Below are 9,008 nucleotides of genomic sequence, written 5' to 3'. Positions count from 1 at the left end.
TTACTGTTTTTTACACGCCCCGCCCCCCCCCCCCCCCGGGGGGCGGGCGGGGGTGCGGCGCCCCCGCCGCCCCTCCGCCGTGCGGAGGGACCGTCAGGTGACGCAGTGCGTCAGGCGGCCGGCGGCGGGGTCGGGCCTTCGCCCTTCGGGCCGTCGTCCTTGTGGGCGATCCGGTCAAGGGCGCCCTTGGCCTTGCCGGTGCCCGATTCGATCTTGGCGCTGTACTTGCCCTTGGTCTTCTCGTCGACCAGCTTCGCGGCCTTGTCGACGCCGTGCTCGATCTTCTCCCCGTGCTGCTGCGCGAGATCGGAGACCTTGTCCTTGGCCGGGGCGAGTTTGGCCTTCAGTGAATCCAGGAGACCCATGGGTCACCTTCCCTCCGGTCGGTCCGTATGCCGTGCCCTGTATCCAGGCGCTACTTCCGGGCGCTCTCGCCGGCCTCGTTGTCCGCGGCCGCCTCGACCGACTGCTGCTTCGGGATCTCCACCGGCTCGACCACGTCCGCGACATCGGCCGTCTCCGCGGTCTCGCCGGCCCCGGCACTCTCCGGCGCCTCGGTCTCGGAGTCCCCTGTGCCGAGCGCGGACGCCTCGGCCTTCTCCGCGTCCTCCGGCGTCTCTGTCGGAGCGACGACCTGGGCCTCCTCCGTTGACGCCTCGGCAGCTTCCTTGCCCTTACGGCGAAACATTGCAAAAACGCCCATTACCACTCCATAGCGTACTCGTGTGGGAGAAGCCCCGCGGCGCCTGGGGCGCCCCATTGCGCCACCCGGCGCAGCCGGTACGGAAACCGGCGGTCGGAACCTCGCAACTGGCAACGAACCCGGAAGCGGGCCGTCACGTCGCTCATTCGGGGACCCGCCGAGAGGTTTGCGAGACTGGGGCGGTGAGAAGTGCAGCTCCCGCCCCGCGGGTCATCGCCGTCGTCGGTCCCACTGCGGCCGGAAAGTCCGATCTGGGCGTATTTCTGGCCCAGCAGCTGGGCGGCGAGGTCGTCAACGCCGACTCGATGCAGCTCTACCGAGGGATGGACATCGGAACCGCCAAGCTGACGCTCGAGGAGCGTGGTGGCATCCCGCATCACCTCCTCGACATCTGGGACGTGACGGAGGCGGCCAGCGTCGCCGAGTACCAGCGCCTCGCACGTGCGGAGATCGACCGGTTGCTCGCCGCGGGCCGTACGCCGGTCCTGGTCGGCGGCTCCGGCCTGTATGTGCGCGGCGCCATCGACGCCCTCGAGTTCCCGGGCACCGACCCGGTCGTACGGGCCCGCCTGGAGGCGGAGCTGGAGGAGCGGGGCTCGGGTGCCCTGCATCTCCGCCTCGCCGCGGCCGACCCCGAGGCCGGGCGGGCGATCCTGCCCAGCAACGGCCGCCGCATCGTCCGGGCGCTCGAGGTCATCGAGATCACGGGCAAGCCCTTCACGGCCAACCTGCCCGGGCACGACTCGGTCTACGACACCGTGCAGATCGGTGTCGACGTGGAACGCCCCGAGCTCGACGAGCGGATCACCACGCGCGTGGACCGGATGTGGGAGGCCGGGCTCGTGGCGGAGGTGCGCACGCTGGAGGCGCAGGGGTTGCGGGAGGGGCGCACGGCCGCACGTGCGCTCGGCTACCAGCAGGTGCTCGCGGCGCTCGCGGGGGAGTGCACCGAGGACGAGGCGCGCACCGAGACCGTGCGCGCCACCAAGCGCTTCGCGCGCCGTCAGGATTCGTGGTTCCGGCGCGACCCGCGGGTTCACTGGCTGAGCGGTGCGGCAGAACACCGGCGGGAACTCCCCCGAGAGGCGCTGGCGTTGGTCGAACGAGCGGTTACAGCCTGATCACGTGATGGCATCGGGACGCCATGCCCGTCATTCCAGTGGTCTTCGGCGTGCCATCATCGAGCATCGATCGACCAAGTGGAGTCCGAGTGGGAGGGCGCGTGGCGATGGAGGCCGGCCCTCGCGACAGAGAACAGAACGGCGCGATCCGGGGCGAAGCCCCGGGTGACGCGCCCGGTTTGAGCCCGGACGGTCCGGACGACGCCGAAGGCACCGCCGTCGAGGTCGACGCCGACGAGGTCGAGGTCGAACTGCGGCCCCAGCGACGTCTGCGGATCTGGCAGCTCGCGCCCATCGTGGGTCTCGCCGCCGTCGGCTCGCTGATGTTCGCCTTCCCCCTCGCCTTCGGTTCCGGTGAGGGCGGCGCCGTCGTCGCCATGCTCGGTCTGCTGATCAGCTCCTGCGCGGCGGGCTGGGGCATGATGGCCGCCCGCAAGGTCGGCCACACCTGGCCGGGCCTCCCGGCCCGCGGCTCCGGCGAGCGGCCGAACTGGCGGGTGATCGCCCTGTACGTGTTCTTCAGCGCGCTCCTCGTCGTCCTGGCCGTCTGGCGCGTGGCACGCCTTCGCTGACCCCGCCGCCCGGGCGCCTTACGGCCCCGCCGACCTGCGCCCCGGCGGACGGCACGCCGTCGCTCGCTCCGTGGACCGTCGAGGACCTTGTCGGACCCGACCCGTACAGTTGATCCCGTGACCACCACGCAGACCTCGCCGCTCGCATTCCTCAAGGGCCACGGGACCGAGAACGACTTCGTGATCGTCCCCGACGCCGACAACGCCGTCGAGCTGCCCGCCGGGGCCGTCGCGCGGCTGTGCGACCGACGGGCCGGTGTCGGCGGCGACGGGCTGCTGCACGTGGTTCGCAGCGCGGCGCACCCCGAGGCCAGGGCCATGGCCGACGAGGCCGAGTGGTTCATGGACTACCGCAACGCGGACGGTTCGGTCGCCGAGATGTGCGGCAACGGCGTCCGTGTCTTCGCCCGCTACCTGCAGCACGCCGGACACGTCACGGCCGGCGAGGTCGCCGTCGCCACCCGCGGCGGGATCAAGCGGGTCCACCTCGACAAGGACGGCTCCGTCACCGTCTCCATGGGTCGCGCCCTCCTTCCCGAGGACGGCGTCGTCGTCACCGTCGACGGCCGCAGCTGGCCCGCACGCAACGTGAACATGGGCAACCCGCACGCCGTCGCCTTCGTCGACAGCCTCGACCACGCGGGCAACCTCTTCACCGAGCCGCCGTACGCCCCCGCCGAGGTCTACCCGGACGGCGTGAACATCGAGTTCGTCGCCGACCGTGGCCCCCGCCACGTCGCGATGCGCGTGCACGAGCGCGGCGCCGCGGAGACCCGTTCCTGCGGCACGGGCGCGTGCGCCGTCGCCGTGGCCACCGCCCGCCGGGACGGCGCCGACCCTGCCGTGATCGGTACGCCCGTCACGTACACCGTGGACGTCCTCGGCGGCACGCTGATCATCACCGAGCACCCCGACGGCGAGATCGAGATGACCGGCCCGGCCGTCATCGTCGCCGAGGGCACGATCGACCCGTCCTGGCTCGGCGCCGGAGAATTCGAAACAGTCAACGACTGATCCGTCGCTCGAATGGGTGATCCGCTTCACGCTGGGCGAGAGCGGGACTGCGCTGCGTGGTGGGGTCGGTAGCATCAAGCACCGGCCCGGCAGGCACGCCTTGCCCGCCCACCGCCGGTCGACGCCGCCGGAGGTGCCCCATGAGCGCAGAGGCCACCAATCCCGTGAGCGCAGCGGAGGCCACCGGCCCCGACGCTCCCAGCCGCAGGCGCGCCCGTCCGAGGATCGACCTCCGCAGGCTGGGCCGCGCCGCTCTCCTCGGTCCCACCACCAGGGACCGGCTGCTCGACGCCATCGGGCATGTCGCCGAGGCGCACCGCGCCCACCATCCCGACGCCGACCTCGCCGTGCTGCGCCGGGCGTACGTCCTCGCGGAGTACTCGCACCGCGGACAGTTCCGCAAGAGCGGTGAGCCGTACATCACCCACCCGCTCGCGGTCACCCTGATCCTTGCCGAACTCGGCGCCGAGACCACGACCTTGACCGCCGCCCTGCTCCACGACACCGTCGAGGACACGGAGGTGACGCTCGATCAGGTTCGTAGGGAGTTCGGGGACGAGGTCGCGTATCTCGTCGACGGCGTCACCAAGTTGGAGAAGGTCGACTACGGAGCGGCCGCCGAGCCGGAGACCTTCCGTAAGATGCTCGTGGCCACCGGCAACGACGTCCGGGTCATGTCGATCAAGCTCGCCGACCGGCTCCACAACATGCGCACTCTCGGCGTGATGCGACCCGAGAAGCAGGTCCGGATCGCCAAGGTCACCCGCGACGTCCTCATCCCGCTCGCCGAGCGGCTCGGTGTCCAGGCGCTCAAGACCGAGCTGGAGGACCTCGTCTTCGCGATCCTCCACCCCGAGGAGTACGAAGCGACCCGGGCGCTGATCGCCGAGAACACCGGCGCGGGCGACGCGCTCGCCGCCATCGCCGACAGCGTCTCCATCGTTCTGAGGGACGCGGACATCGCCGCCGAGGTCCTCGTCCGGCCACGGCACTTCGTCTCCGTCCACCGTGTCCGCCTCAAGCGCGGTGATCTGCGGGGCAGCGACTTCGGGCGGCTCCTCGTCCTCGTGGGCGAGGACGCCGACTGTTACGCGGTCCTCGGGGAACTCCACACGTGCTTCACCCCGGTGATCTCCGAGTTCAAGGACTTCATCGCCGCCCCCAAGTTCAACCTGTACCAGTCGCTGCACACTGCCGTCGCCGCCCCGGACGGTGCCGTCGCCGAAGTCCTCATCCGTACGCACCAGATGCACCAGGTCGCCGAGGCCGGCGTGGTCGCGCTCGGAAGCCCGTACACCCCTCCGGCGGGCGGTGACGGCTCCGAGCCCGCCGACGACGGGGAGCGCGTCGATCCCACCCGCCCCGGCTGGCTCTCCCGGCTCCTCGACTGGCAGCAGGCCACCCCCGACCCCGACACCTTCTGGACCTCCTTGCGCGCGGACCTCGCGGAGGACCAGGAGATCACCGTCTTCCGCGCCGACGGCAGCGGCCCCGGCAAGATCAGCCTGCCGGCCGGCGCGAGCTGCGTCGACGCCGCATACGCGCAGCACGGCGACGCCGCCCACGGCTGCCTCGGCGCCCGTGTCAACGGGCGCCTGGCCACGCTCAGTACGGTGCTGAACGACGGCGACACCGTGCAGCTGCTGCTCGCCCAGGACGCCACGTCGGGGCCGTCCCCCGAGTGGCTGGAGCACACCCGTACCCCCGCCGCGCGCATCGCGATCACCGCCTGGCTCCAGGCACACCCGGAAGCCGTGAGAGCACCCGAGGCCGATCCCCGCCCGTCGGTCTCCTTCGCCGCCGATCGGCGCTCGGGCGCCAAGCTCCACGCCGACCTGCCGGAGGCGACCGCGACCGACGCCGTCGTACGGCCGGCCGGCTGCTGCACCCCCGTACCGCCCGACGAGATCACCGGCTTCCAGGTCCGTGGCGGATCCGTCACCGTCCACCGCGCCGGCTGCGCCGCCGTCGACACGATGAGACGGCTCGGGCGCGCTCCGGTCCCCGTCCACTGGGGCGACACCGCCGAGTGCCGTGTGACGCTCGTCGCCGAGTCCTTCGGCCGTCCCCGCCTCCTCGCGGACCTCACCGAAGCCATCGCCACCGAGGGAGTCGCCGTCGTCGCCGCGACGGTCGAGCCCCCCAACGAGCAGCGGGTCCGCCACACGTACACCCTGCAACTTCCCGACGCGGCAGGGCTGCCCGCCCTGATGAGAGCCATGCGGGACGTGCCCGGGGTGTACGACGTGAGCCGCGCCCGGCACCCCGCCTCGCACGAGGAGTGACGTCGGCGCGCGTGACGGGCAGAACCGGGGTGACGTCAGCACGGCGGTGACTCCTTCGGGTGGCGGGCGAGCGCGCCGCACGGGGGAGCGGCGCGGGCACTGGTAGCCGTAGCCCATGCCGCTCACACCCCGAAATCGCTCCCCACGCGCGCGTTGGCTGCGTTCCGCCGTCCTGGTCGCCGCCTCGGCCGGACTCGTCGCCGCCGCCCTCCCCGCCCCCGCGCCGCTCGGGATCGGAGACCCGCTCTTCCCCCACCTCGGCAACCCGGGCTACGACGTCCTGTCGTACGACATCGACCTCACCTATCAGGGCAAGAACACCGAGCCGCTCGCCGCGGTGACCCGGATCGACGCCCTCGCCACCGCCGACCTGGAGCGGATCAACCTCGACTTCACGCACGGCAAGGTCTCCTCGGTCACCGTCGACGGCGAACCGGCCGACTTCGTGACCAGCGGCGAGGACCTGGTGATCACACCCGCCCAGCCGGCCGAGGACGGCGACCCGCTGACCATCGCCGTCACCCACACCAGCGATCCCAGTGGCCCCGCCGACACCGGCGGCTGGGTCCGCACCGGCGACGGTCTCGCCATGGCCAACCAGGCCGATGCCGCCCACCGGGTCTTCCCCTCCAACGACCATCCCGCCGACAAGGCGTTCTTCACCTTCCGGATCACGGCCCCCAGCTCGCTGACCGCAGTCGCCAACGGTCTCCCGGTGGATCAGAAGGCCGAAGGAACGACCACGACCTGGACGTACCGCACGACCCACCCCATGGCCACCGAGCTCGCCCAGGTCTCCATCGGCCGCACCACCGTCGTCCACCGGGCCGGACCCCACGGGCTCCCCCTGCGGGACGTGGTGCGCACCGCCGACCGCGAGCTCATGGAGCCCTGGCTGAAGCGCACCCCCGGCCACATCGAGTGGATGGAGCGCCAGGTCGGCCCCTATCCCTTCGAGACGTACGGACTCCTGGTGGCCGACGCCGACACCGGATTCGAGCTGGAGACCCAGACCCTCTCTCTCTTCGAGAGAAGGCTCTTCACCGAGCCCGCGTATCCGGAGTGGTACGTCGACTCGATCATGGTCCATGAGCTGGCCCACCACTGGTTCGGCAACAGCGTCTCGCCCCGGACATGGTCCGACCTGTGGCTCAACGAGGGGCACGCGAGCTGGTACGAGGCGCTGTATGCCGAGGAGACGGCCAAGCAGTCCCTGGAGCAGCGGATGAAGGCCGCCTACGGGGCCTCCGACATCTGGCGTGCCGGCGGTGGACCGCCCGCCGCCCCCGAGCCGCCCACGCCCGGCCAGAAGATCAGCCTCTTCCGGCCCGTCGTCTACGACGGCAGTGCTCTGGTCCTCTACGCCCTCCGTCAGGAGATCGGCAAGGAGGCGTTCCAGAGCCTGGAACGCCGCTGGGTGAGCGAGCACGCCGACTCCACCGCCACCACCGCCGACTTCACGGCGCTCGCCTCCGAGGTCGCGGGGCGTGACCTCACGTCGTTCTTCGCGGGCTGGCTGTACGCGGAGAAGACCCCGCCGATGCCCGGGCACTCGGACTGGCGCTCCCTCCCGGTCACCAAGGCCCGCAGCGCCGTAAAACCGGGGTGACGGGCCACGCCCGACCGTGTCACCATCGTCAGGTCGACGACGCGGCCGGCCCGGGAATCTTTCCGTGCCGTCACACGTTGTGATCGACGCAACCACTTTCCATCGACGTAAGGATCAAATGACCTCCTCTTCATCCCCTTCCCAGGACGAGCAGAGCTTCGCGGAGACGAGCCGCACCGAGAGCCTTCGGGCCGATGCCCTGATGGAAGAGGACGTCGCCTGGAGCCACGAGATCGACGGAGAGCGGGACGGCGATCAGTTCGACCGCTCCGAGCGCGCGGCCCTGCGGCGCGTGGCGGGCCTCTCCACCGAGCTCGAGGACGTCACCGAGGTCGAGTACCGGCAGCTGCGCCTCGAGCGCGTCGTGCTGGTCGGCGTCTGGACCTCGGGGACCGTCCAGGACGCGGAGAACTCCCTGGCGGAGCTCGCGGCCCTCGCCGAGACGGCGGGTGCCCTGGTGCTCGACGGCGTGATCCAGCGCCGTGACAAGCCGGACCCGGCCACGTTCATCGGTTCCGGCAAGGCCCGTGAGCTGCGGGACATCGTGCTCGAGTCCGGCGCCGACACCGTCGTCTGTGACGGCGAGCTCAGCCCCGGCCAGCTCATCGCCCTCGAAGACGTCGTCAAGGTGAAGGTGGTCGACCGGACCGCGCTCATCCTCGACATCTTCGCCCAGCACGCCAAGTCCCGAGAGGGCAAGGCGCAGGTCGCGCTCGCGCAGATGCAGTACATGCTGCCGCGACTGCGAGGCTGGGGTCAGTCGCTCTCCCGTCAGATGGGTGGCGGCGGCGGTGGCGGCATGGCCACCCGTGGTCCCGGTGAGACCAAGATCGAGACCGACCGGCGTCGGATCCGCGAGAAGATGGCGAAGATGCGCCGGGAGATCGCGGAGATGAAGACCGGCCGCGACATCAAGCGGCAGGAGCGGCGCCGTCACAAGGTTCCCTCGGTCGCCATCGCCGGTTACACCAACGCCGGCAAGTCCTCGCTGCTCAACCGGCTGACCGGTGCGGGTGTGCTGGTGGAGAACGCACTGTTCGCCACCCTCGACCCGACCGTGCGCCGGGCCGAGACGCCCAGCGGCCGGGTGTACACCCTGGCCGACACCGTCGGGTTCGTACGGCACCTGCCGCACCACCTGGTCGAGGCGTTCCGCTCCACGATGGAGGAGGTCGGCGACTCCGATCTGATCCTGCACGTGGTCGACGGTTCGCACCCGGCTCCGGAGGAGCAGCTCGCGGCGGTACGCGAGGTGTTCCGCGACGTCGGCGCCGTGAACGTGCCGGAGGTCGTGGTCGTCAACAAGGCGGACGCGGCCGACCCGCTCGTCCTGCAGCGGCTGATGCGGGCCGAGCGCCACGCGATCGCGGTCTCCGCCCGTACGGGCGAGGGCATCGAGGAGCTGCTCGCGCTCATCGACGCCGAACTGCCGCGGCCGCAGGTCGAGATCGAGGCACTCGTGCCGTACACGCAAGGCGGTCTCGTCTCCCGGGTCCACGCCGAGGGCGAGCTGCTCTCCGAGGAGCACACCCCGGAGGGCACGCTGATCAAGGCGCGTGTGCACGAAGAGCTTGCGGCGTTCCTGACGCCGTACGTACCGGCCGCTCACTGACCGGTTCGCTCACATGCGGAAGGCCCCGCCCCCTCATCGGGGGGCGGGGCCTTCCGCATGTCGTACGCCGGTGTCCGCCGGCGTGGGCATCA

The 9,008-nt window shown here is 71.2% G+C and carries 8 protein-coding genes; 6 read left to right on the top strand and 2 right to left on the bottom strand.

All coding sequences use genetic code 11. The features are described 5' to 3' along the window. Nucleotides 1–110 precede the first annotated feature (110 nt). Together ACFC0D_RS26415 and ACFC0D_RS26410 are read right to left on the bottom strand one after the other, a co-directional pair. Nucleotides 111–365 carry an antitoxin gene (locus ACFC0D_RS26415; protein WP_329115105.1) on the bottom strand — a complete coding sequence of 85 codons (255 nt, stop codon included), beginning with the start codon at nt 363–365 and terminating at the stop codon, nt 111–113. Between the two features lie 50 nt (nt 366–415). Continuing rightward, nucleotides 416–703, bottom strand: a complete 288-nt coding sequence (locus ACFC0D_RS26410; protein ID WP_376440686.1) for a hypothetical protein — start codon at nt 701–703, stop codon at nt 416–418. Between the two features lie 182 nt (nt 704–885). On the opposite strand from ACFC0D_RS26410, the gene miaA reads away from it, so the two are divergent. The 6 genes from miaA (at nt 886) to hflX (ending at nt 8,916) form a co-directional block, all read left to right on the top strand. Then, nucleotides 886–1,824, top strand: a complete 939-nt coding sequence (miaA, locus tag ACFC0D_RS26405; protein ID WP_376440684.1) for a tRNA (adenosine(37)-N6)-dimethylallyltransferase MiaA — start codon at nt 886–888, stop codon at nt 1,822–1,824. A gap of 107 nt (nt 1,825–1,931) precedes the next feature. Then, entirely contained in the window at nt 1,932–2,396 is a 465-nt protein-coding gene (locus ACFC0D_RS26400; RefSeq protein ID WP_376440690.1) for a hypothetical protein, read from the top strand. 117 nt (nt 2,397–2,513) lie between these two features. Then, nucleotides 2,514–3,410, top strand: a complete 897-nt coding sequence (gene dapF / locus ACFC0D_RS26395) for a diaminopimelate epimerase (protein ID WP_376440681.1) — start codon at nt 2,514–2,516, stop codon at nt 3,408–3,410. Between the two features lie 140 nt (nt 3,411–3,550). Then, entirely contained in the window at nt 3,551–5,695 is a 2,145-nt protein-coding gene (locus tag ACFC0D_RS26390) for a RelA/SpoT family protein (protein WP_376440679.1), read from the top strand. Nucleotides 5,696–5,810: 115 nt separating this feature from the next. Further along, on the top strand, nt 5,811–7,304 hold the full coding sequence (locus ACFC0D_RS26385) for a M1 family metallopeptidase (protein WP_376440676.1): 1,494 nt from the start codon (nt 5,811–5,813) through the stop codon (nt 7,302–7,304). A gap of 118 nt (nt 7,305–7,422) precedes the next feature. Further along, entirely contained in the window at nt 7,423–8,916 is a 1,494-nt protein-coding gene (hflX, locus tag ACFC0D_RS26380; protein ID WP_376440673.1) for a GTPase HflX, read from the top strand. Nucleotides 8,917–9,008 lie beyond the last annotated feature (92 nt).

This window comes from Streptomyces sp. NPDC056222 (assembly GCF_042264065.1).
Taxonomy (GTDB): domain Bacteria; phylum Actinomycetota; class Actinomycetes; order Streptomycetales; family Streptomycetaceae; genus Streptomyces.
The sequence above is the reverse complement of the archived record's forward strand: the minus strand, read 5'-3'. Positions and strand labels throughout refer to the sequence as shown.

Bases quoted from the DNA above. Each gene is read 5' to 3' on its own strand.
- ACFC0D_RS26410 (WP_376440686.1), bottom strand. From the start codon at position 703: ATGGGCGTTTTTGCAATGTTTCGCCGTAAGGGCAAGGAAGCTGCCGAG.
- ACFC0D_RS26415 (WP_329115105.1), bottom strand. From the start codon at position 365: ATGGGTCTCCTGGATTCACTGAAGGCCAAACTCGCCCCGGCCAAGGAC.
- ACFC0D_RS26390 (WP_376440679.1), top strand. From the start codon at position 3,551: ATGAGCGCAGAGGCCACCAATCCCGTGAGCGCAGCGGAGGCCACCGGC.
- ACFC0D_RS26400 (WP_376440690.1), top strand. From the start codon at position 1,932: ATGGAGGCCGGCCCTCGCGACAGAGAACAGAACGGCGCGATCCGGGGC.
- ACFC0D_RS26385 (WP_376440676.1), top strand. From the start codon at position 5,811: ATGCCGCTCACACCCCGAAATCGCTCCCCACGCGCGCGTTGGCTGCGT.
- hflX (WP_376440673.1), top strand. From the start codon at position 7,423: ATGACCTCCTCTTCATCCCCTTCCCAGGACGAGCAGAGCTTCGCGGAG.